At 75.6% G+C, this 25,331-nt stretch carries 19 protein-coding genes; 1 reads left to right on the top strand and 18 read right to left on the bottom strand.

The annotated features are described in order from the left end of the window. Positions 1 to 148 precede the first annotated feature (148 nt). The 18 genes from ABD323_RS00225 to ABD323_RS00140 form a co-directional block, all read right to left on the bottom strand. The gene (locus tag ABD323_RS00225; protein WP_344437505.1) at positions 149 to 730 is read right to left on the bottom strand and encodes a phage tail protein; all 582 of its coding nucleotides are present in this window, start codon (positions 728 to 730) and stop codon (positions 149 to 151) included. Continuing rightward, the gene (locus tag ABD323_RS00220) at positions 727 to 2,679 is read right to left on the bottom strand and encodes a putative baseplate assembly protein (RefSeq protein WP_344437503.1); all 1,953 of its coding nucleotides are present in this window, start codon (positions 2,677 to 2,679) and stop codon (positions 727 to 729) included. Before ABD323_RS00220 ends, ABD323_RS00225 begins: the two co-directional genes overlap by 4 nt. Then, a complete protein-coding gene (locus ABD323_RS00215; protein ID WP_344437501.1) occupies positions 2,679 to 3,140 on the bottom strand; it encodes a GPW/gp25 family protein in 462 nt (153 codons plus the stop codon). Before ABD323_RS00215 ends, ABD323_RS00220 begins: the two co-directional genes overlap by 1 nt. Positions 3,141 to 3,245: 105 nt before the next feature. Continuing rightward, positions 3,246 to 5,027, bottom strand: a complete 1,782-nt coding sequence (locus tag ABD323_RS00210) for a VgrG-related protein (protein ID WP_344437499.1) — start codon at positions 5,025 to 5,027, stop codon at positions 3,246 to 3,248. Between the two features lie 5 nt (positions 5,028 to 5,032). Further along, positions 5,033 to 5,731 (bottom strand): CIS tube protein, encoded by a 699-nt coding sequence (locus tag ABD323_RS00205; RefSeq protein WP_344437497.1) that lies wholly within the window; start codon positions 5,729 to 5,731, stop codon positions 5,033 to 5,035. Positions 5,732 to 5,828: 97 nt separating this feature from the next. Beyond that, positions 5,829 to 6,266, bottom strand: a complete 438-nt coding sequence (locus ABD323_RS00200) for a phage tail protein (protein ID WP_344437495.1) — start codon at positions 6,264 to 6,266, stop codon at positions 5,829 to 5,831. Next, the gene (locus tag ABD323_RS00195; protein WP_344437493.1) at positions 6,263 to 6,487 is read right to left on the bottom strand and encodes a hypothetical protein; all 225 of its coding nucleotides are present in this window, start codon (positions 6,485 to 6,487) and stop codon (positions 6,263 to 6,265) included. The genes ABD323_RS00200 and ABD323_RS00195 overlap by 4 nt, the downstream gene beginning before the upstream one ends. Positions 6,488 to 9,785: 3,298 nt before the next feature. Next, positions 9,786 to 9,941, bottom strand: coding sequence for a DUF6760 family protein (locus ABD323_RS00190; RefSeq protein ID WP_344437491.1), 156 nt, complete (start codon positions 9,939 to 9,941; stop codon positions 9,786 to 9,788). Next, on the bottom strand, positions 9,938 to 10,450 hold the full coding sequence (locus tag ABD323_RS00185) for a hypothetical protein (RefSeq protein WP_425555814.1): 513 nt from the start codon (positions 10,448 to 10,450) through the stop codon (positions 9,938 to 9,940). Before ABD323_RS00185 ends, ABD323_RS00190 begins: the two co-directional genes overlap by 4 nt. Beyond that, positions 10,447 to 10,890, bottom strand: a complete 444-nt coding sequence (locus ABD323_RS00180) for a phage tail protein (protein ID WP_344437487.1) — start codon at positions 10,888 to 10,890, stop codon at positions 10,447 to 10,449. Before ABD323_RS00180 ends, ABD323_RS00185 begins: the two co-directional genes overlap by 4 nt. 44 nt (positions 10,891 to 10,934) lie before the next feature. After that, positions 10,935 to 12,536: a phage tail sheath family protein gene (locus ABD323_RS00175; protein ID WP_344437485.1), complete on the bottom strand. Its 1,602-nt coding sequence runs from the start codon at positions 12,534 to 12,536 to the stop codon at positions 10,935 to 10,937. A gap of 211 nt (positions 12,537 to 12,747) precedes the next feature. Next, entirely contained in the window at positions 12,748 to 14,868 is a 2,121-nt protein-coding gene (locus ABD323_RS00170) for an ATP-binding protein (RefSeq protein ID WP_344437746.1), read from the bottom strand. A gap of 26 nt (positions 14,869 to 14,894) precedes the next feature. Beyond that, positions 14,895 to 15,590 carry a Pvc16 family protein gene (locus ABD323_RS00165; RefSeq protein ID WP_344437483.1) on the bottom strand — a complete coding sequence of 232 codons (696 nt, stop codon included), beginning with the start codon at positions 15,588 to 15,590 and terminating at the stop codon, positions 14,895 to 14,897. 4 nt (positions 15,591 to 15,594) lie between these two features. Next, the gene (locus tag ABD323_RS00160; protein ID WP_344437481.1) at positions 15,595 to 18,684 is read right to left on the bottom strand and encodes a hypothetical protein; all 3,090 of its coding nucleotides are present in this window, start codon (positions 18,682 to 18,684) and stop codon (positions 15,595 to 15,597) included. Positions 18,685 to 18,858: 174 nt separating this feature from the next. Continuing rightward, positions 18,859 to 19,614: a hypothetical protein gene (locus ABD323_RS00155; protein ID WP_344437479.1), complete on the bottom strand. Its 756-nt coding sequence runs from the start codon at positions 19,612 to 19,614 to the stop codon at positions 18,859 to 18,861. Continuing rightward, entirely contained in the window at positions 19,615 to 21,210 is a 1,596-nt protein-coding gene (locus tag ABD323_RS00150; protein ID WP_344437477.1) for an eCIS core domain-containing protein, read from the bottom strand. 158 nt (positions 21,211 to 21,368) lie between these two features. Further along, the gene (locus ABD323_RS00145) at positions 21,369 to 21,734 is read right to left on the bottom strand and encodes a hypothetical protein (protein ID WP_344437475.1); all 366 of its coding nucleotides are present in this window, start codon (positions 21,732 to 21,734) and stop codon (positions 21,369 to 21,371) included. Between the two features lie 17 nt (positions 21,735 to 21,751). Continuing rightward, entirely contained in the window at positions 21,752 to 24,133 is a 2,382-nt protein-coding gene (locus ABD323_RS00140) for an AAA family ATPase (RefSeq protein WP_344437473.1), read from the bottom strand. Between the two features lie 219 nt (positions 24,134 to 24,352). Here ABD323_RS00140 and ABD323_RS00135 point away from each other — a divergent pair, with 219 nt between their 5' ends. Next, the gene (locus ABD323_RS00135) at positions 24,353 to 25,306 is read left to right on the top strand and encodes a phosphotransferase family protein (protein ID WP_344437471.1); all 954 of its coding nucleotides are present in this window, start codon (positions 24,353 to 24,355) and stop codon (positions 25,304 to 25,306) included. Positions 25,307 to 25,331 lie beyond the last annotated feature (25 nt).

The following is a 25,331-nucleotide window of genomic DNA, read 5'->3' as shown; positions in this document are numbered from 1 at the left end:
CGGAGGCTCGGAGGGCTGGACGGCCGCGGCGTCCGGCGCCACGCCGTCGGCAGGGCCCGCGGTGGCCGCGGGTGGCTCCTGCCAGTCGACGAAGGCGCCGCACCCTCCGCAGAAGTCGTCGCCCGCGCCGGTCCGCGCGCCGCACTGCTCACAGGTCCGCACCGCTGCCACCTTCCATGAGTTCGACCGTCCAGGGGACGTGCGCCGGCCGGTTGGCCTCCACCAGCGGCGCCAGCAGCCGGGTCACCGTGGCGCGGTCCGTGCTCGACAGCCGCACCCGCAGGCGCAGCCACGGCTGCGGGGAGCCGGGCAGCGGTCCACCCGGTTCGGCGGACCAGGCCGCGCCGCCGCTCTCGCTCACCTGCGGGTCCCCTCCCAGCACCGCCCGGACCTGCTCGGCCAGGCCTCGGGCGGTCCCGCGCAGGCGGTGACGGTCCGTCGCCGAGGCCACCGCGGCGCGGCGGGCCGCCGGCGGCTGGTCGCCGAGGTCGGCGGCCACCCAGTGCGCCAGCCAGTCCAGGAAGTCCTCCGGTGCCAGCGCGGGGTTCCAGTAGGCGTCCAGGCAGTCCAGCACGCAGAACACCGGTGCGAGCACCTCGTCGAAGGCCGCGACGAACCGTCCGGTGAAGTCGTCGTCCGCGTACGGGCCCGGGAGCCGCTCGCCGAGCGGGTGCGGGGTGGCCAGGCCCGGGACGGCGTACCGGCGCCCCGCGGGGCGGGGGACGCTCACCGCTCGTCCACCCTGATCTGGTGCTGGTAGGAGAAGACCAGCGCGTGCGGGTCCAGTTCGACCCGGTCGCCCGGGGCGCCGCGCTCGCCGGTGAGCGGGTTGGCGGCGAAGAGCCTGACGTCCTCGACGAGTTCCACGCCCGGCACCCGCTGCAGCACCGCGTACGCCTCGCCGCTCTGGACCGGGCGGCCGAAGGGCCAGCCGGCGCCCTGGGAGCCGCCGGTCAGCGGGTCGAAGTAGTCGTACAGCGCCGCCAGCGCCCGTTCGCGCACCCGCCCGGCCGCTTCGGCCCGTTCGGCGACGAGCCGGGCGACCACGGTGACGCCCTGGTAGTACGGGGGCTGGACCAGCACCCGGGCGCCGATCGGCCGGCACGCGTCCAGGTGGTCGGCAATGGCCGCCAACATGCCCTCCGGCGGCACGAGTTGCTCGAACCGCAGCCGGTCACCGCCCTGCGCCGCGGCGACCTGCGGGACGACGAGCACCCGCACGCCCCCCGCGTCCGCGCCCTCCCCGGCCGGCAGGCAGCGGATCCGGGCCGCGGCGGGGGCCACCCGCCGGGCCAGCAGCTCGTAGTCGGAGACGGTCACGGCGCGGTCCCCCGCGCGCAGGTGCAGGGGACCGCGGAGCTTGGCGCTCTCCACCGTCTCGCCGTCCACGCCGCCCGCGGCCGCCGCCCGGTTCTCCACCCGGGAGACGAACGGGATCGAGCTGCGCAGGACCGTCAGGGTGCGCGGGGCCACGTTGCCCCGGCGGCCGCCACCGGTGCGGTAGCGCCGCACCCGGATCCGGGCGCCCTTGGCCGGCACCGCGCCGTACTGGCGCAGCGAGCCGTCCCGCTCGCGCACCGCCGGCCCGAAGGTGATCTCCCCGGTGGTGGGGTCGAGCCGGAAGTGGCGGTCCTGCGGGGTGGAGGCGCCGAACGCCTCGATCCGGCTCCACCCGGTCCAGTCCTGGTCCTCCAGGACCTCCACCACCAGCGGCTCCCGCTGGGCCAGCACCGGCGGCCGACTGACCGTGAAGCGCTGTCCGGGGACGCCCGCGGACTCGCCCAGCACCTCCCCCGCCACCGTCTCGGCGTGCACCGCGGCCACCGTGCCGCCGATGGTGAACGCGGAGGCGCGACGGACGGTGGGCGACAGGGAGTAGCCCGGCTGGTCCGCCTCGGGCGCCACCACCCGGCAGCGAAGCCAGCCGGCCCGGTGCCCGGCGAAGGCGGCCGGCGCGTGCCCGTGGGGCACGTGCAGCAGCACGTCGCCCGGCTTGTTCAGGCCGCCGGTGCCGTCCTGCCCCACCTCGCAGGGCTGCCAGTCGCTGCCGTCGTAGGCCTCCCACCGCAGCGGCGGGCGGCGCGGGTCGACGCCCACCCCGCGGGCCCTGCTGTCCAGCCGCAGCGCCACCACGCAGCCCGGCACCGCCGCGGAGAGTCCGAAGAGCACGGCGTCGCCGGCGCCGGGCACCGCGGCGAAGCAGGCGACGTCCTGCCCGTTCAGCAGGTCCGCACCGCGTTCCACCGGCCGCCCGTCCGCCGCCTGGGTGAGCACCTGGGTGAGGCTGCAGGGCACCACGGTGAGGTCGTCGGTGGTGGCGAAGACCACCGCCTCCTCGGTGTCGGTGCGCACGGTGGCCACCTCGGTGCCCCGGCGCAGCGCCACCGGCGCCGCCTGCGGGGTGGTGAGCCAGAACGTCAGCTCCGCCTCGGCCGCGCTGGGCGGGAAGAGGGTGACGCCGATCAGGTCGAGGAAGGCCAGGTGGCTCTTCTCCGGCACCCGGTTGAGGCGGTAGAGGACCTGGTCCACCATGTGCGCGAAGACCTCGACCAGGGTGACGCCGGGGTCGGAGACGTTGTGGTCGGTCCACTCGGGACAGCGCTGCTGGATGAATCGTTTCGCCTCGTCCACCAGGTGCTGGAAGCGCCGGTCGTCGAGGTCGGGGGCGGGCAGGGCCATCAGCGGTCACTCTCCTGGGGGTGCGGGACGTCCTGACCGCCTGCGGGGTCGCCGCCGCGGGTGTCGTCGTGGAGGGGGATCACGTAGAACGGGAAGACCAGGTTGCGCGGGCTGTTGGTGCCGCGGACGGTGTACCGGATGTCGATGTAGAGGGTGCCGCTGTCCTGCGTGTCGAAGGACACCTCGACGTCCTCGACCTCGATGCGCGGCTCCCAGCGGTCCAGCGCCCGGCGGACCTCGTACGCGATCAGGCCCGCGGTGTCCTCGTCCGCCCGGGCGAAGACGTGCTCGTGCACCGCGCAGCCGAACTCCGGGCGCATCGGCCGCTCCCCGGGCGCGGTGGCCAGGATCAGCGTGATGGACTCGGTGAGTTCGCGCTCGCCCGTGACCAGGGCGATGCCACCCGAGGAGCCGGTGCGCACCGGGAAGGCCCAGCCGGATCCGACGAACTGCTCAGCCACCGGGCCACCCGCTGCCACGGCGACCGGCCGTACCGGGGGTACCGGCCGTACCGGGGGTCGCTCGGGTCGCTCGGGTCGCTGGCGTCCCTGGTGTCTCCGGTGTCCTCAATTGATCTTCACCAGGCCGCCCTTGATGGTGCATTCGGGGCCGCCGTCCAGGCTGATCCCACTGCTGCCCGAGACCGTGACGGACTCGCCGGTCAGGGTCAGCGCGCCGGCGCCGGCGTCGAGGGTGATGCCCTTGCCGGACACGGTGACCTCCTCGGCGGCGGTGACGGTGACCTTCCCGTCGCTGTGCACGGTGATCACCGTCTCCTGCTGGTCCAGGTGGATGCTGAGCCGGTCCTCGTGGGTCCGCAGCCGCACCCCCGCCGGCCCGGCGGCGGCGTCGAGCAGCTCGATCCGGTGGCCGCCGCGGGAGGCGAAGGAGCGCCGGTTGAGCTTGCCGGTGGACTTGTCGACCAGCTCCAGGCTGTCGTCGGGCGTCGGCGCGTCCACCCCGTTGTAGAGGCCGCCGATCACCACCGGCCGCTCCAGCAGGCCCTGTTCGAAGGCGACCAGGACCTCGTCGTGCACCTCCGGGCTGAAGACGCCGCCACCCCCCGCGCCGCCCAGCTGGACGGTGCGCACCCAGTCGCTCACGTAGCCGGGCTCCTGGCCGGCCGCCTCCGAGAGCCAGGGGAAGGACAGCCGCACCCAGCCCTGTCCCGCGCACTCCTCGGGCGCCTGGATGTCGGTGACCACGCCGATGGCGACCCCCGGGACCCGCGCCGACCTCGCCGGCGCGCAGGCGCCGGCGGCCAGCCCGTGGGAGGTGCGGTCCTGACGCCCGCTGACGGTCACCCAGGTCTCGTAGCCGAGCCCCGGGCGGTCGCTGTGACGGCTGGCGGTGACGGTGTACTTGCCGTCGAAGGGGGCGCCGGCGCCGATCAGCGAGATCGGCGTCCCGATCCGCAGCCGCGGATTGCCCAGCACGGTGATCTCCAGCTCGGCCACGGCCGCCGCCAGCTGCGCCGCCAACGCCGCCGAGACCGCCTGGACTTCGGCGTCGGTACGGTAGGGCACGTCGGTGACCAGCAGGTGCGCGGCGGGGAACGGCGCCACGACCTTCGGGGAGTCCAGCCCCAGCAGCGGCCCGGCGCCGGCGCGCACCGTCCGCTCGGAGAGCAGCCCCTTCTTCTGCTGGACGTCCCAGCCGCGCACCCGCACCGCGCCGACCTGGTTCACCGAGGTCACCGAGGAGCGGATCGAGAGCACGTTCTCCCCCATCTCGATCACGTACGGACTCTGCGCCGCCGCCGTGGACGGCCCGGGCGCCGAGGCCGCGGGCTCGGGTGAGCGGAAGAAGAACCGGCCGTCCGCCACGCCCGCCTCCCGGTCGTTCTCCTCCGCCAGCGCGCCCAGGAACTCCCAGTCCGACACGTTCGGTTGGGTGCGCAGCGGGTACACCGTCGCGGTCTCGTCGATCCGTCCCAGCGGGATCCCGGCCCGGCCCGCCAGATCGGCCGCGATCTCGGACGCCTTGCGCCCGGGGAAGCCCGCGATGTGGCGACCGCGCCGCAGCCGGTGGGACAGGTCCAGGGCGCGCACGGTGGTGAAACTGCCCTGGCCGTCGAACTCCGCCTCCAGCGCCACCACCTCGCCGCTGAACAGGGCCGGCGCGGTGGGCTCCTCACCCGGTCGCACGCGGATGGTCACCGCGGTGCCGATCCCGATCCCGGTCGCCGCCAGCAGGGCCCGGTCCGGATCCGGGAAGCGCAGCTGCGCCACGGCCGGCAGACCGGCACCCTCCTCCACGTGCAGGTCGACCGGCACCTCGTCCCAGGGCGGCGGCAACGGATGCGGCGTCCCGATGACGAAGGCGGTGGTGTTCGTTCCCACGGTCATGGGGCTCAGCGACCCCCTGCCTCGTCGGCGGCCGGCACCAGGACCTCGGTCCCGGGGCGCAGACGCAGCGGATCGTCGATCCCGTTCGCCTGCGCGATCAGCCGCCAGGCGGCCGGGTCCCCGTACTCCCGGTAGGCCAGTAGCTCCAGGCAGTCGCCGGCGACCCACCGGTGCACCCGGCGGGCGAACGGCGCGCCGGAGGTCGGGTTCTGGCGCGGCGTCGGGTCACCGGCCTCGGTCAGCTGGACGTCGCAGGTAGCCCGCAGTGGGGTGCCGTTGGCGTCGAACAGGGTGTACGTCGCGCTGACCTCCTCCAGGTAGCCGAAGAAGGAGGCGCTGTCGAACGAGCCCCAGGAGAACCGGACCCGCGGCGCGCAGGGCGCCTTGGCCGCGATGCTGCGGGCGGTGGGCGCGCACCAGCCCAGCAGCGTCTCGACGCTCCGCTGCACGGCCGTGTCATGGGTCGCCGTGGCGTCGAGGAAGAGCTCGACGCCGACCCGGCGCGGCAGCGCCCCGGTGAACTCCGGCGCGCCGACCTGGTGCGCGGCGCGGCTCGGGTGCGTGACCCACCCCGCGCCCTTGCGCAGCGCGAGGGTGTGCGGGTTGAACTGGAACGCCACCGTGCCCAGCGCCTCGCCGGGCGGCTGGCCGGGCCGCTTGGGGGGCTCGTACGCCGTCAGCGTGGCACGGGCCGGGGAGGGCATCGCGGGTGACTCCTCACGGGTGGACGACGAGTGGTGGGACGGGGGTGAAGCTGGGGTGGGCTGGGGCTGGTGGGGCGGCCGGACCACGGGGACCGGCTCAGTGCAGGAAGCCGTGGTAGGCCAGTTCGATGCTCTCGGTCGCGGCCTGCGACTGGGCCGGGTCGAAGGACGGACCCGTCCAGCCGACCACCAGCACGTCGCGCAGCGACCACTCGGCGATCACGTCCAGCAGGTTCGGGCGCAGTGCGGAGATCTGCGCGGTGCCCCGCGTGACGTGCTGCGGCAGCCCGACGAGGAGCCTGGTCACCTTGGCGGAGTCCGACGTCAGCGGGCGGGTGAGCGTGACGTTGGGGAAGGTGACGCGGGTCGGCAGCTGCCAGACGAAGCCGTTGTTGCCGCCCTCGACGCGCTGCTCCACCTCCACCTGGGCGCTCAGCCCCGAGCAGGTGGTGAAGTGCCCGAGGTCGATGCCGTCGATCTGCAGGCGGAAGTGGACGCTGGTGCCCGGGTCGTCGTGCTGCGTCTGCGATCTCATCGGCCACCGTCCAGCAGGCGCCCGGCCCGCTCCCGGCCGAGCCGCAGTTCCGCGCGCAGCAACCGGCTGACCGGATCGACCAGCCGGCGCGCCAGCTGGTCCACCTGCTCGCGGCTCAGCGGCCCCGACCCGGCGGCGTCGACCGCCTGACCGGGCAGTGCCCCCGCACCCGGCGCACCCGACACCGGGACGGCGGCCGACGCCCTGGTGTGCGGTGGCACCGGCCGGCTACCGGCCGCCCCCTCCGGCACCGCCGCCGTCCGGCTCCGGGGCGTCGACGGGAGCCCGGGCCGACGCGGCTGACCCGGCGCGGTGTCGGGCGGGAGATCGGCGCGGGTGGCTTCCGGCCGGTAGGGGGTGGCGTCCCGCCGTGGAGCGCGCAGCACGACGACGGCGGGGGACGGCAGACCGGCCCCGGGACCCGCCGGCGCAGGCGCAGGCCGTGCCACCGGGAGCGCCGCTGCCGCGACGGACGGAAGGCGCGGATCCCGTCGCACGACGGGTCCGGCCGCCGGGGGCGGGGGCGCCACGGCCCGCTGGACCGCGAAGCCCAGCGGTGCGGAGTGCGGTGACGCGGGCGGCGGTGCTGGCTGGGCCGGAAGGCGCTCAGCCCGTTGCACGAGGCGTCCGGCCGGCGCGGGCACGGGCACGGGCACGGGCACCACGGCACGCTGCACCGCGAAGCCCACCGGCGCGGAGACCGGCGACGCGGGCGCTGGCGCGGGTGACGGTGATGGCGCGGGCGCTGGACCCACCGCAGGTCCGCTGGGCGCTCCAGTCACCGGGCCGACCGGCTGTCGGGAGGCTCGGGCGGACAGGCCGGGCGCGCCACCGACGTGCGGGGCAGCCGCGAGGAGTGCCACGGGGCCGGACGTACCCGGCACCACGCGCGGCGGGGCCGGCCCCGCCGCCGGTGCCAGTGCGGCTTGCGACGGCTGACCGGCTCGCGCGGCTGGGCCCGCGCCCGGACTCGGACTGGGACTTGCGCCCACACCTGCGCCCCCGCCTGGGCCCGCACCCGCACCCGCACTTGGGCTCGCGCCCGGACTCGGGCTTGCCCCCGCGCCGGCGCCGGCCGGTGGACTGTCCGCCACCCGCCGCGCCACCACCGATGCCCGGCCGGGCGTCCGCTCGTCATGCCCTTGTTTCCGCTGGACCGTCATCGGGTCCGCGGCCGGCGCCGGACGCTTGCGCGACGCAGAGCCGTCCGACGTCCGTTGTACCGCCGCCCGCCCCGCGACCACACCCAGCGCGTCGGCGACACCCAGCGCGCGCCGGACCAGTCCCGGTACTCGCCTTCCGCCGGACCGTGCTACCCGCTCCCCACCGGACCTCCGCGCCGGACTCGGGGTCGCATCACCGCCACCGGGAGCAGCTGTGGTGGACCCCGTCACTGCAGCTGCGCCGGCCGCACCACTCCCGCCGGCGCCCGCTGCGATCTCCCGCTCCGGCTCCGGCTCCCGCGATACCCACCGCAGGGGTGCCACGACGGGTGCCGGGTCAGTGCGCGGCGACGGCTCGTGCGCGAGCACGGGACGCAGCGGCCGATCGGCGAGCAGCCGCAGAACAGTCAGCGGCGCGGCGGACCTTGGGGCGGCGGCAGACCCTACGGGTACCCCCGGTCCCGCCGGACGCGGCGCCACCTCCGCCTCGGACCGGACCCGCTGCACCTCCACACGCGACTCCACCGGCCCCGCTCCGACACCTCCCGCCGCCACGCCGGTCGTGCGCTCGTCCGCATTCCGTCGAACCTGCGGTTTCCGTAGGGCACTTGCGGTGTCCACAGTGTCCTCCGTGCGCCCAGGCCGGGGGCTCCCACCCACCAGGGCGTGGTCGACAGCGCCCCCACGCAACGTCAGCGCGGGCGGCGCGGCCGGCGTGGTGTCACTGGCCGCCACCCGCTGGACCGGCAGGGCCGCGTCGGCGGCGGGGGTCGGGCCTGCACTGCTCGGGCGCACGACCGCTTCCCGCGTGCTGGGCTCGGACGACTGAGCACGGCGCCTTGAACCGCCGTTCGGCGGTGGCGGGGTGGCCGTCGCCGCCTCCGTGCGGAGGACCGGGGTCAGGGCAGACGGCAGGTCGGGGGACGAGGGGTGCGGCCCAACAGCGGCGACCGGAAGGGGGGTTGGTCCACTGCCGAGCACCGTGCCACCGCCGTCGCCGTCCGAGCCGGATGAGGCTCGCTGAACGTCGAGTCGAGCAACCGGCACCGGCCCTTCCACTGCTACCGGCCGACCGGCTCCCGGCTTCACCGGGGGAAGATCGGAGAGCGGGAGCGGCTGGGCTGCGCCGGTGACGGGAGCGTCGCCGGCGAAGTGCACCACCTGCGCCGGGCCTTCCGCAGCGGCTCGCTGAACGGCCCTGCCTGGCAGCGACGTCGGCGCAGGGGTCGCCGAGTTCCCCGGGGCCGCCGACGGCAGGGCGGCTGCGTCCGGCCGGGAGGGGTCGAGCGGCCTCCCCAGACCCGGACGCCGGGCTGCGGCGCGGCCGGGCTCCGCTGCCGGACCGGCCACTGGCGCGGTCCGGGCACCAGCCGCGTCCCGGGGCGCCGACGACGGAGTCGGCGTCGGCATCGCCATCGGCGTCGGCATCGGCATCGGCGTCGGCGTCGGCGTCGGCGTCGGCGTCGGCGTCGGAGTGCCGGCTCGGGTAGGAGTGACCGGTCGCGCGGTGGCCGGCAGCGACGGCAACGGCAGCCCGAACCCACCGGTGTTCACAGCACGCTGAACCGCCGCTGGTGCCGCTGGTGCCACCGGCGCAACGGCCCCCGTCGGACCACCGCCCACCGGCCCAACCACCCCCGCCGGCACCCCCGCAGCCGCGGCTGCGTCCCCAGGAGGCGGCAGCGCGACACCGCCCACCCCTCCACCCGCTCCACCGCCCCGCGCTGGCAACCGCCGCGCGGGAAGAACCGTGGAGCGCGCCACCGTCATGCGACCGGACCCCCACGAGTCCACGGCACTCTCACCCACAGGCTTCACCGCCGCCCGCGCCACCGCCAGCCGGGGCAGCTTCCCGCGCTCCCCCGGGCGAGCCCCGCCCGAACCGGCGACCTCGCCCGGGAGCCGCGCCCCACGCACCTCGTCCAATCCGGCCAGCTCACCCATCTCGCCCACATCACCCACTGCGCCCACCTCATCGGCCGGCGGTCGCAGCCAGGTCAGCGATCCCGCCGCGGCCCGCTGCACCGGCCGGCCGGCCACCGGCCGGGCCAGGCCGTGCAGCAGGCCCGACGGAGCCATCGGCGTGATGAGGTGGCCCGGCGCACGCGTCAGCGTGGGCCTCTGATGCGTGGTCAGCGAGTCCCGGAAGCCGTTCGGGTCCGAGATCGGCGCCGGATCGGCCAGCGCGCGCCGCAGCACCGGGACGGCACGCCAGCCCCCGTCCGCAGGCAGCGCCGGGGCTGCCTCCGCAGCACCGACACCCGCCGAAGCTCCCTCCCCCGCGGCCGGACGAGGTCGCGGGCGCGACGGCAGCCACAGTCGCCCCAGCCGGTCCCGCACCGTCACGATCCGTCCCTCATCTCTCGTTGATCCGGGTGTTGATCCGGGCGATCTCGCGGACCCACCGAGCACGCTGCGCGTGGGTGAGGTCGAGGATCGATTCCTGCGGCCAGTGGAAGTGGTAGGCGATGTACGCGATCTCCTCGTGGAGCCGATCGGTCGCGTACGTCACGATTCCCCCAGGCGCCCACCCGCCAGGTCGATCTCGAACGGCGACTGGCAGGCCGGGCAGACGACCGCGGCCCGGGTGTGACCCTCCGCGTTGATCCGCTGGTAGAAGTCCTGGAGGAAGGCCAGGTCGGACGCGAAGAGCTGCTCGACGATGCCGGCGTGCACCTCGGTGATCGTCCCGATCCGGGTGACCACCAGGCCCAGCAGGACCACGGACAGGTAGGCCGGGTTCTCCTTGACCCGCAGGTCGACCAGCGGCGTCAACTCGTCGCGGGCGGTGGCCAGTCGCATCGCGCCGTGGCGGTGCACGGTGCCCGCCGCGTCCAGGTAGCCACGCGGCAGCTCGAACTCGAACTCCGTCCTGATCCGCTCCTGCCCGCCGCCCGGGGAGCCCCCCGACGAACCCGACGACGAACTCGCCCCACGGGGGCCACCCGGACCGAACCGCGCACCGTCCGCCGCCATGTCCCCGACGTCCCCGGCGGGGCCGGCACCACCACCGCGCCTCATTGGAACTCGATGTCCTCGAAGACGATGGTGACCTTCTCGGTCGCCGGGGAGCCGTCGCCGGCCTTCAGGCCCGGGCCCTCCCACTTGCTGGCCCAGGCGTTCTTGAGGTTGATCGTGCGGTCCTGGCCGCCCTTGGCATCGGTGAAGATGATGCTGAGCTGCTGGCGGGCCGCGGTGACGTCGCCGTTCTCGAAGGTCTGCTTGATCCAGGTGGTGAAGCTGCTGGCCTGGTCCATGCCGCGGGTGATGGTCACCTCGCCGCCCTTGCGGGCGCCGGGCAGCTTGCGGATGATCAGCTTGCCCTGCGCGTTGACCTGGACGATGTCGATGGTGTCCAGCTCCATGCTCAGGCCGGAGACCTCCTGCACCGTCTCCACCTGGATGCTGCCGAGCTGGACCTTGAACGTGTGTGTGGCGAGCGTGTCACCGGAGTCGGCCATCTGCTGCTACCGCCTTTCGCTACTCGGGGAGGAGGTGGGGGCACTCACTCGTTGACGAGGCTGGTGCTGTCGGAGAACTGCGCCAGCCGGAAGATCACGAACTCGGCGGGCTTGACCGGGCAGATCCCGATCTCGCAGACCACCTGGCCGGAGTCGATCGACTGCGGGGGGTTCGTCTCCGCGTCGCACTTGACGTAGAAGGCCTCGTTCGCCGTCGCCCCGAAGAGCGCGCCCTTGCGCCACTCCTCGGTCAGGAAGGCCGAGATGTTGCGCCGGATGGTGTTCCACAGGTACGGGTCGTTGGGCTCGAACACCACCCACTGGGTGCCCAACAGGACGGACTCCTCCAGGTAGTTGAAGAGCCGTCGGACGTTGATGTACTTCCAGGCCGGGTCGGAGGAGAGCGTCCGCGCACCCCAGATCCGCAGGCCTCGCCCGGGGAAGGCGCGGATGCAGTTGACGCCGATCGGGTTGAGCAGGTCCTGCTCCCCCTTGGTGACGTTGGTCTGCAGCTCGATCGCCCCGCGCACCACCTCGTTCGCCGGCGCCTTGTGCACACCGCGCTCGGCGTCGTTCCTGGCCCAGACGCCCAGCATGTGGCCGCTCGGGGGCACGAAGCGGTTCCTGCCGGTGGACGGGTCGAAGACCTTGATCCACGGGTAGTACAGCGCGGCGTACTTGGAGTCGTAGCCGGCCCCCTCGACCCGCCACTCCTTGACCTGGCGGGGGGTCATCTCGGGCAGCGGGTCGAGTACGGCGATCCGGTCGCCCATCAGCTCGCAGTGCGTGATCATCGCGGTCTGGACCGCCTTGACGCCCTGCTCGTCGATCATGCCCCGCTGGTAGGCGGACATCAGGTCGGGCACCGCCAGCATGGTGATCTCGTCGATCGCCTCCAGCGCCCCGAAACCGGAGCGGCTCTCGGCGTCCCCGATGTACTCCTGCGGGGTCAGTGGCTCGGGCAGCGGCGGCGCGCCGGCGGGGGCGGCGGGAGTGGGGGCGGCACCGGCGGCCCGCGTCAGCGCGAGGCTCTGGTTGCGGGGCCGGGCCGGCGCCCCCTCCTCCTCGACGTGGACCAGCGTCGAACGCTCCCGGACCTGCGTCACCACGTAGTTCTTGGCGGTCTTCTTCGCCGAGACGTCGAAGCTCTCCAACTGCTTGCCGTCCTGCCTGACGATCAGCGTGAAGCGGTCGTCGGTGGGGTTCTCACCCGTGGCGTCGGCCACCTCGACGGTCACCTCGCCCGCCACGCCGGCCCGCACGGAGGCCTTGAACGTCCCCAGCGCCGCCGGGGCCCCGCCGGTCGGCTGCGCGGGCTGGTCGCCGCCGGCGAGCCGCCGCGCCCCGTCACCGTCCCCGTCGCCGGCACCGGAGGCGGCGGCCTGCCCACCGACCCGCACGACGTAGGCGATGCCCCCGCCGTTCGCGAAGTACCCGTAGACCGCGTGGGCCAGGTAGCACCCGTCGACGAAGTCGCCGAAGGTCTGGACGTACTGGCTCCAGTTGGTCACCAGGCTGGCCTCCTGCAGCGGGCCCTTCTCGGCGAAGCCGACGAAGGCCGCCACCGACGTCCCGACCGCCTCGATCGGGCGGGCACCGCTGGGCGCCTCTTCCACGTACACGCCGGGTGACAGATACGACGGCATCCTTGGCCCCTTCTTCCCTGGTCTTCGAGTCGATCAGCAGCCTGGCCCCTCGACCGCCGCGCGGGCATGACCATCGGACGCCGGCCAGGGGCAGTGAACGGTTGCCCGTAGGGGCAGCCGCCGGGCCGCCCGCCCACGCCGGAGGACGACGCCGGCCCGCACCGGACGCCGACTCCGACGCGGGCGCGGGCGCGGGCGCGGGCGCGGGCGCTCACAGGTAGGGCGCGAACTCCTGGTCCAGCACCAGCCGGCCGAGCTTGCGGTACTCGCGCCGCACCGCCTCGACCAGGTCGGGCGTGCCCAGCGGACGGCCCGCCTCCGCCGCCCGGTAGGCGGCCGTCACGGCGCAGGCCCGGATCGAGCCGCCCGCCAGCTCGAAGCGGGCGCAGAAGTCCAGGTCGAGGTCGGCTCCGCGCGGCAGCAGCGGTCCCAGGCAGCGGTCCCAGAGCCGCCGCCGTTCGGGGCTCTGCGGCACGGGGAAGTCGACGATACCGTCGAGCCGGCGGGTGAACGCCTCGTCCAGGTTGGCGCGCAGGTTGGTGGTCAGGACGGCGATCCCGTCGAAGGACTCCATCCGCTGGAGCAGGTAGGCGCTCTCCATGTTGGCGTAGCGGTCGTGCGCGTCCTTCACCTCGGACCGCTTGCCGAAGACGGCGTCGGCCTCGTCGAAGAGCAGGACGCCGTTGACGCCGGCCGCCTCGGTGAAGATCCGCTCCAGGTTCTTCTCGGTCTCGCCGACGTACTTGTCCACCACCGTGGAGAGGTCGACCACGTACAGGTCCAGGCCCAGGTCGGCGGCGATCACCTCGGCGGACATCGTCTTGCCGGTGCCGGAGTCCCCGGCGAAGAGCGCCATCACCCCGCGCCCGCGGCCGCCGCCCGGGCGCATCCGCCAGGTGCCGAGCACCTGGTCGCGGTGGCGGGCCCGCAGGGCGAGTTCCGCGAGCTGCCCGGTGGTGGCGGACGGCAGCACCAGGTCGTCCCAGCCGACCGCGGGTTCGACCCGGCGGGCCAGCCGTTCCAGTCCCGCGGCGTTCTGCGCCCGCACGCCCGCACGCAGGTGACCCGCGCGGACGGGTCCGCCGCCGTCGAGCAGGCACTGGCGGCGGGCGGCCCGGGCGGCGCGCCGGATCTGGTCGGGGGTCAGCAGGTAGGGTCCGAGGGCCTGGGAGGCGTCCAGCCCGGGGTCGAGCTCGTCCTCCTCCAGCGCCGCCGTCCACAGCGCGGCCCGGTCGCCGGCGGTGAGCGCGGCGGCGTTCAGCTGGAGCGGGCTGTCGCCGGACCAGAACGGGTCCCAGCCGCAGCGGCCGGTCAGCAGGACCGTCACGGGCAGGGCGGTCAGCCGGCGCAGCAGCCGGGTGTGCTCCGGGGTGAGGGCGTCGACCGGGCCGGCGATCAGGCCGGCGCCGATCAGCCGGGCCTCGCGGGTGAGCGTGGCCAGCGTCTCCTGGGGCGCGGGCCGGGTCAGCAGGGCCGCCAGGTCCAGCCGCAGGGCGTGCCGGTGGGCGTCGGCCAGGGCGGCCGCGGCCAGCGCGCTCGCGCAGCCGCCGGGCTCCTCGCGCAGGTACACCAGGCCGGCCCCGGCCCGCAGCGCTCCCCCCAGGGCCGCAGACTGGGCGGACGCCACCCCGGTCGGCGTCTCGATCAGGCCGAGCAGGTCGGGGTGCGCGGTGTCGTCGCCCAGCAGGTGCGCGGTGACGCGGTCCGGCACCCGCAACGGGCGGGCCAGGAAGGGCTGTTCGGTCTCCTCCATGAGCAGCAGCCCGCCGGCCCGCAGCGCCGAGCCCGGGGCCAGGGCCGCACGCGCGGTGCGGTGCAGCGGGCCGGCGCCCACCAGCTCCAGCGCGAGGCCCACGCTCGCCCGGCGCCGGGTGACGTCGTCGTTGAGGTAGCCGTACAGCTGCCCGAAGCGCGGGTCGGTGTCCGGCAGCAGGGCGACCAGCAGCAGCTCGACTTCGAGCGGGGTGAGGCCGAAGGTGGCCGCCAGCCTGCGCAGGGGCAGGTCGGCGCCTGCCAGCTCGGCCAGGTCCGCGGCCTGCTCGACGGCCGCCGCCTCGGCCGCGTCAGCCGGGCCGTCGGGGCCGTCAGGGTCGTCGAGGCCGTCGGGGTCGGTGGGGTCGGTGGGGTCGGCGGGCCCCTCGGGCAGCGGGCCGGTCCGCAGGATCCGCTCGACCGCCTCCTCGGAGAGGTACAGGCCGCGGAACGGGTCGTCCGGTTGCGATTCACCCTCGCGGCGCACCTGCACGGCCCGCCGGACCCGCTGCTCCACCAGCCGCAGCCGGGCCACCAGATGGCGCTGCCCGGCGCACTCCCCCGCCACCCCCACCTCCATCCCCTGCACCGCCACGCCCGGCGCGGTCACCGGGGCACCGGACCGGCCGGCGGCCGGCGGTCCGTCTCCCCGCGGACCCGCCGCACCCCGATGGCGCCGTCCTCGGACACCCCCTCGTGGCGCGGACGGCGCAGTTCGCCGCGCCGCGGGTCGGCGCGGTCCACCGCGCGGACCACCAGCGCGTCCGTGACGGCCGGCCCGACCGGCCGGCGGGCCGCCGCGAGGGGGGCGGTCACCACCAGGTCGAGCGAGGGTTTGAGTTCCCCGCCCAGTGCCGACCAGACGTCGGCCAGCGCCCGCCCCTCGCCCGGCGGCAGCGCGATCGTGTACGGGACCGCCAGGGCCAGGGCGGCCAGCGAGCCGCCGAGCCGCTCGGCGGGCAGCACGTCACCGTCCATCAGCCCGCACAGCAGGTCCGACAGCAGCCGGTGCTCGTCCTGGGGTCGCTTCGTCCAGGCCGTGACCAGGTACGACAGTGCGAACCACCGTGGCGGCCCCTGGACCGCGGCCACCGTGCCGTCGGCCGCGTGGTGGGCCCGCCTGCCCTGCTGGCGGTGCTCGACCGCCTCGCGGATGTCGTAGAGGAAGAGGTTGACGGTCGGCGCGTTGCGCCGCGAGGCCCACTCCCGGGTCGGCGCGTCGAAGACCACCTCGATGCCGCTCGTGGCGAGCACCTGCGAGGTGAGCAGGCCGTGCAGGGCCTCGTCGATCTCGTGGATCACGCCTTCACTCCCGACGGACGCTCGGCGCGGAGCCGAAGAACAGGGGTGGGCCCTGGGAGCCGGCCACCACGAGGAACGCCGTGGTGACCGGCGCGAAGCCGGTGCCCGTGGCGGTGACGGTGCGCGGGCCGGTCTCGTCGCCCGGCATGACCAGCAGCTGCGCGACGAAGGTGCCGTCCGCGGCCGGGACGGCCGGTCGGCTCGCCGCGGTGATCCCCGGCGACCAGGTCAGCCGCACCGGGAGGCCCGGTGGGAAGCCCTGGCCGCGGACCAGGGTGACGGACCCGGGCGAGCCGACCTGCGGCGCGGAGGTGACGGCGGGCTGCCCGACCTGGAGCGTCAGATGGGCGTGACCGTCGTCGGGGAGCGCGGTGGGGCCGCCGGTGGTGACGGTCGCGGCGAAGTCCAGTGCTCCGGCCACCGCCGGGACGGCGACCACCTGCACCACCGCGGAGGCGCCCGGGTCCAGGTCCCCGAGCACGCATCCGCCGCCCGGATCGCAGCCCGCCGGCCAGGACGCCACCGCGACGCCGGCCGGCGTGTGCGGCAGCAGCCGCAGCCCGGTGGCGGGGGCGGCGCCGCGGTCGGTCACGGTGTAGGTCAGGGTGACGGGCCCCCCGACGTAGGCCGGTGCCGGTGTCGCGGTGATCTGCACGGCCGGGTCGGGCAGCGCGGGCGCCGGGGTCGGCGTCGTGCTGGGCGGGGCGGGGGTGGGCGGGCCTGTCGTCGTCGGTGCCTGGGCGTGGTTGTCGGCCAGGTCGGGGTCGAGGACCCAGCCGGTGGTCGACCAGGCGACCGTCCGGGTGCCCGCGCTCAGACCGACCAGCTCGACGGTGACCCGGGCGCCCTGACCGGCCGGCAGGTCGCCCAGCTCGCAGCCGAGGTCGGTGGGCCGGCAGGTTCCGTGATCCGTCGTGAGGCCGGTCAGCCGCAGCCCGTCGGGGACGGCGAGGGTCAGCCGCACCGCCGGGTCACCCGCGCTGCCCTGGTTGGTGACGCTCAGCGTGAGGTCGGTCGTGGCGCCGACCGCGGCCGGCGCCGGTGGCGTCACCAGCGCCGTGCCCAGGTTGGCGGTCGGCTGCCAGCTGGGGTGGAACTGCTGCCCCTGGGCCTGGGGTTCGGTCGGGGTCAGCGCCGGGCCCGCGCCACTGACCGGGGACATGAACTGGACGGACCGGCGGCTGGTGGCCGGATCCGCCCAGCCGTCGGCGTTGGTGGACTGCGCGTCGGCCAGCACGGTCGCGCCGTCCGGGGACCAGGTGGGGGTCAGGCAGGGCGCCGACGAGGGGACCCGTTCGCGCGCGTGGCACCGGTCGAGCGGGTCGGGGAGCAGCCGGTGGTCGCGGCCGTCCGCGTCCATCAGGCCGATCGCGCCCATGGTGGCGAACGCCAGCGTCCGGCCGTCGGGTGCGTAGGCCGCCGCGCTGTCCAGGGTGCGGGCGCCGTCGGGGTTCTCCACCGCGGTGAGGTCGCGCTGGTCGGATCCGTCGCCCGCGCGGGCCGACCAGATGTGCGACGCCCGCGTCTCCTCCCTCCCGTGGCGGGTGAAGGCCAGCGTGCCGCCGTCGGGCGAGAAGGCCGGCTGGGAGTCCGCGTCGAGCGGTCCCTGCGGCAGGGTCAGGAGCAGGTGACCGCTGACCGCGTCCAGCACCGAGATCCGGCTGCCGGTGGCGCCCGGTCCCCTGCGGGTCAGCGCGATCCGGGTGCCGTCCGGCGACCAGGCCGGGTCGCTGTCGTCCTCCCCCGGCTGGTAGGCGTCGTCGGCCAGCGGGTGGGCGTCCGAGCCGTCGGCGTCGGCGATCCAGACCGCGCTCAGCGAGGACCCGTCGTCGCGCCGCTCGACCCGGGAGAAGGCGAGGTGGCGCCCGTCGGGCGCGTAACTCTGGCTCTCCTCGGCGTAGACGTCATCCGGGTCGCGCACGGCCAGCAGCAGGTCCCGGGGGTCGGCGCCGCCGGAGGTGATGTCGGACAGGTCCACCGTGCCGGCGGTGGCGGCGGTGTCCCGGGTGACCAGCAGTTGGGGGGCAGCGCCGGCCGGCGCGTACCAGGTCGGGGAGGCGACCTGCCGGTCCTCCGACAGCCGCAGCACCGCGTGGTCGCCGGATTCGAACGGTGCGACCGTGTAGAGCCGGTCGATCGGGTCGGGCCCGGTGTCGCCCCGTGGCGGGCGCCCGACGAAGGCCACCTGGGTGCCGTCCGGGGACCAGCTTCCGGTGTGCGACGACAGGGCGCCGGGCATCAGGGGCTGCTCGGTGCCCGCCGCGGCGCCGCCCAGGTGGAGGACGGTGAGCTGCTGGATCAGGTCCGGCGGACTGTCGGGGACCGGGGGCCGGTCGTCGCTGCTGGTGAAGAGCAGGCGCTGGTGGTCGGCCACCGGGTCCCAGCTCGGTTCGAGGTCGCCCACCGGGTAGGAGCGGGTCTGCACGGGAACGGATGCGAAGGTGAGCTGGCGCAGGTCGCCGCCGCCGGCCGCGATCCGGTAGATCTGGTGGACCCCGTCGGTGCCGCGGTCACCGCTGAAGGCGAGCTCGGTGCCGGTGGGCGACCAGGTCGGCCAGGTGTTGTCGCCCTGGCCGTCGGTCACCCGGCGCAGCCCGGTGCCGTCGGTGCCCACCACCCAGATGTCGTGCAGGGCCGGGTCCGGGCGGTCGGTGGCGGCCGCGAAGGCGATCTGCCGCCCGTCCGGGGAGAGCACCGGATGCTGGACGCCCACCACCTGCGGGCCGGTGACCTCGGTGATCGGGCCCTCGCCCCGCCGCAGCCAGACCTCGGGCGCGGCGGAGGCGCGCAGGCTGGTCCAGACGACCGTGTCCCCCCGTGCGGACACCTCGTCGTCGTAGTGCTGCGGACCGCCGGGGAAGAACGGCGTGCTCGCCGCGGGGTTGCCCGGATCGACGACGCCGATGCTGCGGTGCAGGGTGCCGCCGTACGCGATCCGGCCGTCCAGGGCCAGCGGCGTGCCCGCCGTCGCCGTCTGACCGCGCGCCACCAGGGCGAACAGGCCCGCGGCCGCCAGGACCAGCGTCAGCAGCAGCGCGACGGAGCGGCCGCCGCGGCGAGGGCCGGTCCTCGGTCGGTGATCGACACTACGCACCGGACATCGTCCCCCGCACTCGGTCCTGCTTCGGCCCGGGACCCCTCGGGCGGGTCCCGGGACCGCCCACCGGTCGGGGAACGGTCGCGGGTCATCCTGGTCGTGGCCGGTGGCGGGCCGCCAGGCCGTGAGGGCCGACCCCGGGGACGCCCGGGGACGCCCGTTCGGGCAGGCTCACCCCTCCCCCGTGCGCTCCAGCCGGTAGCGGCGGCGGTGCGCCAGTCCGTGCACGTCCTCGGCGCGCAGCCCCTGCCGATCGCCGTCCAGGAGCTGGAGTTCGAGCCGGGTGCGGACCGGTCGCAGACCGAAGGCGTGCCGCAGGTCCAGCTCGAGCCGCCGGTCCCGCGCCTCGAAGCGCCAGCGGCCCGTGACCTGGGCGAGCAGCTGACGGTGCCGCAGGGATCCCCTCACGCCGCCCTCCGCGGACAGCTCCAGTGACAGGATCGAGGGGTGGGTCGCGTCGTCCTCGATCGTCCAGTGGCCCGGGGTGACGGCGGCCCCGCCGCTCGGCGGCGGAGCCGGAGCCGGGACGGGACGGCCCTGGTGGGCGGCGACCAGCACCCGGTGCGCGGCCTCCGCGTCGCCGGCCGGGTCGTGGTGCGCGGCGCGGATCACCGTGCCCGCCCGCGCGGGGGCGGGGGTGTCGTCCAGGCCGTAGCAGAGCAGCGGCGTGCCGAAGGACTCGGCCACGGTCAGCCGGGCGCCCACCGCCGGGTCGGCCGCGGACCGGCGCCCCCAGAGGACCACCAGCAGGTCGCAGGCGCCGAGGTCGAGCAGGACCGGCCCGGGCGGCAGGCCGGCGTCCAGGTGCCCCAAGCCGTCGAGGGCGGTGCGCACGCCGCCGCCGCGCAACAGGGCGTCCAGGCGCCGGGCGGCGCGCTCACCCTCCGGGCCGAAGGAGAGCAGGACGCCGGGCGGTCGGCCGGTCACTCACTTCTCCGCATCGTAGGTCTCGTGGTCGGTGGAGCGGTACCAGGGCGCGGCCGGGTCGTAGGAGGCCAGCCAGTAGTTCGCCGTGCAGCTGAAGGTCTCCGGGAAGAGCTGGTGCGCCCGGGTCTCCAGGAGGGTGATCGCGTGCTTCTCGGTGTCGATCAGGGCCTGGGCGGCCCGGGTCGGGTCGGTCAGCGGCTTGGCCTCCTCGGCGTCCACCAGCGCCTGCGCGTCGTCGCGGTTCTTGGTGAGGAAGGCCGGCCAGTGCGGGTAGGCGGCGTAGGTGTGGTTGGGGACCACGGTGTACTGGATCATCTTGGGCCAGATCGTGCCCGCCGTGTCGGCGAGCGGCGCGTTCGGGTCCGCCACGTGGGTGAGCTTGGGGAGCGGGTCCGGGTCGAGACCGGCCAGCACCGACGCCTGCGAGCTGACCCCGGGCAGCGCCAGCGTGGGGTCGTTCCAGCCGAAGAGCCCGGCGTGGTTCGTCAGCGCGGTGGGCGGGTTGGCCGCCATGGTCGCCTCGTACGCCCTGGCCCGACCGGGCTTCCCGCTCTGGATCGCGGCCCGGATGGGCCGCTCCACCAGGTTCGCGTGCAGGTCGGTGTTGGAGTGGGCGGAACCCATGAAGATGTTCCAGGCCGTGTTGTTGGTCCCGGCGGCGAAGCTGGCGTTGATCGCGTGCATCGCGGTGGCCGCGTTGGTCTGCCCCTTGGCCCGGACCAGACCGCTGTCGATCATCCGGATCTCCTCGAAGTCGTCCGGGGCACCGGGGTCGGAGTAGCCGCCCGTGTCGTGCAGCATCTTCTCGATGTTCACCGAGTTCCCGCTGGTGCCGCCCCGGGGATAGGTCAGGCCCATGTGCTGGAGGGTGTCGGTGACGAGGGCGGCGAGACTGACGTTGGCCTTCGCCATGCCGTGGAAGGGCTTGAAGGTGATCACCCGCTGCACGGCCGCTCCGGCGTCCTGCGACGACGGCTCGGCGGGGACCTCCAGGTCGCTGCGCGCCGGGGGCGCCCCCCGCATCACCCGGGCGGCGTTCGCCTCGGCGGCGCGCTCGAACCGGTCCGAGGGATCGCTGACGCTGACGCCGGCGCCGTTGTCGGTGCCCGCCACGGGGCCGTTGCGCTGCTGGATGACGTGCGTGAGCTCATGCGCCAGCGTGTGCTTGTCGCCGCCGCCCGCCCCCACCACGATGTGGCTGCCCGAAGTGTAGGCCCGGGCACCGAGTTCCGCGGCGGAGCGCTGGGCGCCGGTGTCGGTGTGCAGCCGCACGTCGGTGAAGTCGGCGCCCAGCCGGGCCTCCATCTCCTGCCGCACCGGGGCGTCGAGCGGCCGGCCCCCGCTCTGCAGCACCCGGTGGACCGCGCTGCGTTGGACCGCCTCACGGTGCCCGGGGCAGGAGTCGGCGGCGGCCTCGGCGAGCAGGCGCGCCACCGCCCGGTTGCCGACGGCGCGTTGCAGCGCGGCGACGTCGCCCGGGGCGAGGGGACGTCGGCCGACGAGAGGTCCGGCGGCTACCGCTCCGGCGGCCGCCGACGGGCGCCGGGCCCGGGAGGGGGCGTCGGGGCCCTGCGGCATCGGCTCCTGGGCGCGCATCCGGTCTCCTCCGTCGCGGTCCGGCACGGGACCGTCCATCTCTAGTCGCCCGCGGGGCGGACGGCGAGGGCGGAGCGGGCAGCACCGGGGGACGGGCCGGCTGCCCGGACGGGCAGCGGCTGCCGGGCGCGACGGCTGTGCGCGACGACCGGTCGGACTCAGCGCGGGGGGCTGTCCCAGGAGTAGCTGTCGGGCCGGTTGTGGGTGCCGCCGGAGTTCTGGTTGTGGATGGCCGCGTTGGCCGTGTAGGACGTCCTGTCCTGGAAGACGACCAGGCAGCGCAGGTGCGCCGTCTCCTCCCGCGCGGTGTCGTGCACGTGCGGCGTGCACGACACCGAGGCCACCGGTCGGTGGTCCTGGGTGGTGATGTGGTTCTTCATCACCGTCTGCAGCGCCACGTACGCGTCGGTGTTCGGCCCGCAGCCGCTCGCCACGCCCGCCACCACGGCGGCCGCCGCCAGCGCCCGCGACCGCCGCACCCACGGCCGGCCCCGCAGCCGCCCACGAAGTCGGTCCACCCGCATCGGCGAGCTCCTGATCGCTAGTCGAAAGGCCCCGATCGTAGCCCGCCCTCCGGCAGCCGCCCACCGGAGGTCCGGATCCGGCCGGAGCCCGAGGCCGCACCCGGCGCCTCCCCCGGCGACAGGACCAGTTCCCCGCCCTCGGCGTCCGCCCGCACCACGGCCCCCGCCAGCACGCTCCCGGCCAGCAGCGCCCGCCCGAGCGGCTGGACCAGCAGCCGGTCCACGGCGCCCTCCAGCGCGCGGGCCCCGGCGCCCGGGTCGGATCCGTGCTCGAGCAGCAGCCGCCGGGCGCCGTCGGTGAGGGTGAGCTCGATCGAGCGGCCGCGCAGGCGGTCGGCGAGCCGGTCGAGCAGCTTGTCCAGCACCTGCTCCAGGGCGGCCGCCGACAGCGGCGAGAAGACCACCACGTCGCGGATGCGGCCGAGCAGTTCGGGCCGCAGCCCCTCCCGGAGCGCCGCCAGGACCGGCTCCCGCCCCGCCTGCTCACCGGCACCGACGCCGGCGCCCGGGCCCGGGCCCGGTTTCGGCCCAGCGAAGCCGAAGGGCCCGCCCGAAGGGGCCCGCGCGGCACCGAGGTTGGACGTCATGATGACCACCGACTCGCCGAACGGCACCCGGCGGCCCCGGGCGTCGGTCAACTGCCCCTCGTCGCAGACCTGCAGCAGCAGGTCGAGGACCTCCGGGTGCGCCTTCTCCACCTCGTCGAAGAGCACGACGCTGTGCGGGTGGTCCCGCAGCGGGCCGCTGAGCTGCCCCTCCCGGTCGTGGCCGAGGTAGCCGGGCGGGGCGCCCAGCAGGCGGGAGATCGAGTGCCGCTCCTTGTACTCCGACAGGTCGACCCGCACCAGCCGTTGCTCGTCGCCGAAGAGGAACTCCGCCAGGGCCTTGGCCAGTTCGGTCTTGCCGGTCCCGGTCGGTCCGGCGAACAGCAGCACCCCGACCGGGCGACGCGGGTCACCCAGGCCCGACCTGCCGGTCCGCACCGCCTGCGCCACCGCGTGCACGGCCGCGGGCTGACCGCTCACCCGGCGGCGCAGGTGCTCCTCCATCGCCAGCAACCGCTCGGCCTCACCGCGGGTGACCCGCTCCAGCGGCAGCCGGGCGCGCTCGGCCACCACCACGGCCACCTCCTCGCGTCCGATCCGCTCGGCTCCCTGCGGGCCCGGCGGGCGACCGGGGCTGAGGGTGCGGATCCGGGCGACGGCGCAGGCCTGGTCGAGCACGTCGATGGCCTTGTCCGGCAGCCGCAGCTCCGGCAGATGACGGATGCTCAGGTCGACGGCGGCCTCGCAGGCGGCCGGGGTGATGGGCACGCCGTGGTGGGCGCCGAGCGACTCCCGCAGGCCGGCGAGGATCTCCACCGCCTCGTCCCGGGTCGGCTCGTCGACCCAGATCACCTCGAACCGCCGTCGCAGCGCGGCGTCACCCTCGATGTCGCGCCGGTACTCGGCCGGCGTGGTGGCGCCGACGCAGCGCAACTCACCGCGGGCCAGCGCGGGTTTGAGGATGTTGGCGGCGTCGCTCGCGCCGCGTCCACCCGCGCCGACGACGGTGTGCAGCTCATCGACGAAGAGGATCAGCTCGGGTGAACGGGCGGCCTCGGCCAGGACGTTCCGCAGGCGCTCCTCGAACTCGCCCCGGTGCGTGGTGCCGGCCACCAGCGCGGCCATGGACAGCTCCACGATGCGCGAGCCCGCGAGTTCGGCGGGCGCGCCGGGCGCCGCCAGCCGCTGGGCGAGACCCTCGACGATGCCGGTCTTGCCCGTCCCGGCGTGCCCGACCAGGACGGCGTTCGCCTTGTGCCGGCGCACCAGGACGCGTGCCAGGGAGCGCAGTTCGTCCCGGCGGCCGATGAGCGGGGGCAACGACCCGGCGCGGGCGAGGGCGCTGAGGTCACGGCCGTAGCGGTCCAGGAACGGCGTGTCGTCATCGGGCCGCTGCGCCGCGGGGAAGAAGCCGGCCATCGGGTCCGCCACGTCGTAGGCCCGCAGCACCTCGCGCCCCACCGGGGTCAGGGCCTCCAGCACGGCCCGCAACAGCACGACCGCGCGCACGCGGTCCGGAGCGGCCAGCTCCGCGGCCCGCGTGAAGACCTGGCGGGCGGCGCTGCTGCGAGGGACCACGCCCGGAGCCGGGGACCCGGGCGCGACCCGCACCGAGAGCGCGGTGCGCAGGCTGCGCCGCAGGTACCGCGGGTGCACCCCCGCCCGGTCGAAGCACTCCCGCACCCGCTCCGCGTCCCGCGCCATCGCCGCGCGCCCGGCCTCGTCGAACCCCGCCCGGACGAGCACCTGCGCCAGGTCGGAGCGGCACAACGACCCCAGCCCGACCAGCAGGTGGTCCGGTTCCACCTCCGCGGCGCCACTCGCGCGCGCCTCCCGGCGAGCACGGTCCAGCACGAACACGACGCTGTCGGCATACCTGGCACTGCCGCCCACCCCGAACCCCCGTCCCACGCCCCGGACGCGTGTGCGCCCGGCTGGCACCGAAGACGCGCGGTCGACCACCGGCGGTTTCGCCCGCGGACCGCACGGCGCCGCCTCGGGTCCGCGCGCCCACCGCCGTCGCCCGCGGCGGGCCCCTCGCGCGGGCCGCCGTCGGGATGATGAGGTGGCACGGTGACCAACCACGACCAGGCGGCACCCGTCCGACCGCTGACCCGGGCCTGGGTGAGCCGGCACCTGGAGCCCGGCGAACGGATCGTCGGCAGCGAGGCGCTGCACGGCGGCATCACGGCCGAGGTGCGCAGGCTGACCATCGGCGGGCGGGGCGGCGGCACCCGGGACCTGGTGCTGCGGACCTTCGTCCGGGCGGAGCACGCCGAGGACTGGCTGACCCGGGAGTCCGGTGCCCTGACCCTGCTGGCGGGGACCGGCGTGCCGGCTCCCGGTCTGGTCGCGGTCGATCCGACCGCCGAGCAGTGCGAGTACCCCTCGCTGCTGATGACCCATCTGGCGGGTCGTACGGTCCTGGACGACGAGGGCCTGGAGGCGCGCGTACCCCGGCTGGCCCGGCAACTCGTGGCGATCCACGCGCTGCGACCCGCCGAGCGGCCCCGGGAGTACGTGGCGTGGACGACCGCCGACACCGTCGTCACGCCGCAGGGCGCCGACGCGGCGGCCTGGGCCGGGGCGATCGAGGTGATCCGCCGGCCCGTGCCGCGCCACGAGGGGCGGCTCCTGCACCGGGACTTCCAACCCGGCAACGTGCTGTTCGACGCCGCGGCACCCGGGCCGGCGGGTCCCCGGATCACCGGCGTCGTCGACTGGGCCCAGACCTCCTGGGGCCCGGTGGACCTCGACGTGGCGCACTGCTGCACCAACCTCGCGCTGCTGCACGGCCCGGCCTGGGGCCTGCGGTTCGCCGAGGCGTACGAGCAGGCCGGCGGGGTGCCGGCCGCCACCGCGAGCGAGCGGCTGTACTGGCGGGTGCGCAGCGCGCTGGCGTTCTCGCAGGAGGTGCGGCTGGTGGCACAGCCGTGGCGACAGGCGGGGCGCACCGAGCTGACGACGCGCGCGGTGGCGCAGCGGCTCGACGCCTACGTCAGCACCCTGATGGACACCCTGCTCTGAGCCGGGGCCGGCCGCGGGTGGAGCC

This window comes from Kitasatospora nipponensis (assembly GCF_039528135.1).
GTDB classification, from domain to species: domain Bacteria; phylum Actinomycetota; class Actinomycetes; order Streptomycetales; family Streptomycetaceae; genus Kitasatospora; species Kitasatospora nipponensis.
This window is presented reverse-complemented; position numbering and strand designations above follow the sequence as displayed.

Bases quoted from the DNA above. Each gene is read 5' to 3' on its own strand.
- ABD323_RS00185 (WP_425555814.1), bottom strand. From the start codon at position 10,450: ATGAGGCGCGGTGGTGGTGCCGGCCCCGCCGGGGACGTCGGGGACATG.
- ABD323_RS00180 (WP_344437487.1), bottom strand. From the start codon at position 10,890: ATGGCCGACTCCGGTGACACGCTCGCCACACACACGTTCAAGGTCCAG.
- ABD323_RS00220 (WP_344437503.1), bottom strand. From the start codon at position 2,679: ATGGCCCTGCCCGCCCCCGACCTCGACGACCGGCGCTTCCAGCACCTG.
- ABD323_RS00205 (WP_344437497.1), bottom strand. From the start codon at position 5,731: ATGCCCTCCCCGGCCCGTGCCACGCTGACGGCGTACGAGCCCCCCAAG.
- ABD323_RS00150 (WP_344437477.1), bottom strand. From the start codon at position 21,210: ATGCGCGCCCAGGAGCCGATGCCGCAGGGCCCCGACGCCCCCTCCCGG.
- ABD323_RS00200 (WP_344437495.1), bottom strand. From the start codon at position 6,266: ATGAGATCGCAGACGCAGCACGACGACCCGGGCACCAGCGTCCACTTC.
- ABD323_RS00170 (WP_344437746.1), bottom strand. From the start codon at position 14,868: ATGGAGGTGGGGGTGGCGGGGGAGTGCGCCGGGCAGCGCCATCTGGTG.
- ABD323_RS00210 (WP_344437499.1), bottom strand. From the start codon at position 5,027: ATGACCGTGGGAACGAACACCACCGCCTTCGTCATCGGGACGCCGCAT.
- ABD323_RS00145 (WP_344437475.1), bottom strand. From the start codon at position 21,734: ATGCGGGTGGACCGACTTCGTGGGCGGCTGCGGGGCCGGCCGTGGGTG.
- ABD323_RS00175 (WP_344437485.1), bottom strand. From the start codon at position 12,536: ATGCCGTCGTATCTGTCACCCGGCGTGTACGTGGAAGAGGCGCCCAGC.